This is a genomic window from Streptomyces sp. WM4235 (assembly GCF_001279725.1).
Classification (GTDB): Bacteria; Actinomycetota; Actinomycetes; order Streptomycetales; family Streptomycetaceae; genus Streptomyces.
In genome coordinates this window covers 1-1,130 of sequence record NZ_LGDE01000190.1, presented here as the reverse complement: position 1 = coordinate 1,130, position 1,130 = coordinate 1, and the positions used below count along the sequence as shown (strand labels likewise).

The 1,130-nt window shown below is 66.7% G+C and carries 1 protein-coding gene; it reads right to left on the bottom strand.

Going from position 1 to position 1,130, the window contains the following annotated elements; genetic code table 11:
• Positions 1-55: 55 nt before the first annotated feature.
• The coding region (locus ADK55_RS15270; RefSeq protein ID WP_053679025.1) for an IS701 family transposase at positions 56-1,130 on the bottom strand (1,075 nt) is incomplete at its 5' end.

The following is a 1,130-nucleotide window of genomic DNA, read 5'->3' as shown; positions in this document are numbered from 1 at the left end:
TGGGGATGGAGGAGGTGGCCGATGAGGCGGCGTATCTCCGCTACGGACAGCGGTATCAGGCCACCGCTGTTTCCCCTTTTGAGAGTTCGTGGGCGCGGACGGCGGCGAGTGCAGCGAGGGCGGCCATAGCGAGGGTGATGTGTCGGTACCAGGCGTGGTAGAGGCGGACCTGGTAGTGGTCCAGGCCGCACTCGCCCTTGGCGGTCTGGAAGCATTCTTCGACAGCCCAGCGGGCGCCGGCAACCCTGACCAGGTCTTTCATCCGGGTGCCAGCAGGTCCGTAGCAGACGTAGTAGGCGATGTCGGTCGGGTCTTTGAGGCTGCGACGGGCCAGGACCCAGTGGCCGTGGCCGTTCTCCCACCAGATCCGGATCGGGATTCGCGCCCACTGGTACATGCGCTCGCCGTGGGATCCCTTACCGGCGGACAGGCGCTTCCAGGACTGCGGCGCGAGGCCGGCGACGAGGTCGTCGACACGACGTTCGCCCATGCCGCGGGTGATGACGGTGTCGCTGGTCTTCACACACATCACATGGCTGATGGACCGTTGTTCCATCCAACACCGCAACGATTTCGACTGCCCGTAGGCCTCGTCCGCTGTGACCCACGCGAACGGGACGCCGGCCTCCACCGCACGGACGAGCATCGCCTTGAAGTGTTCGGTCTTCGTCGCGAAGTAGACCTCGTCGGGGATTCCCGCGTCACGGCATCGCTCGCGGTCGTCCGTCCACGAGGCGGGCAGATACAGTTCCCGGTCAATCAGGGCCCGCCCCTTGGGCGAGGCATAGGCCAGGAACGTGCCGACCTGGCAGTTTTCGGTACGTCCGGCGGTGCCGGAATACTGCCGCTGGACGCCTGCCGAGCGCACGCCCTTCTTCAGGAAGCCGGTGTCGTCGCCGATCAGGACCGCACCCTTGTCGCCGATGGTCTCGACGACGTAGTCCCGCACGTCGTCACGGACCGCTTCCGCGTCCCAGTCCGCCTCGCCCAGCAGGCGCTGCATCCCGATCGGTAGCCGGTCACCCGCCCGTTCCGCCAGAGTCCAGCCGTTCTTCCGCTCCAACGGCGCGATCAGACCCCGCATATACGCAAGCGCCCGACCCCGCGGCTCCGACCTCACGAAACGCGAT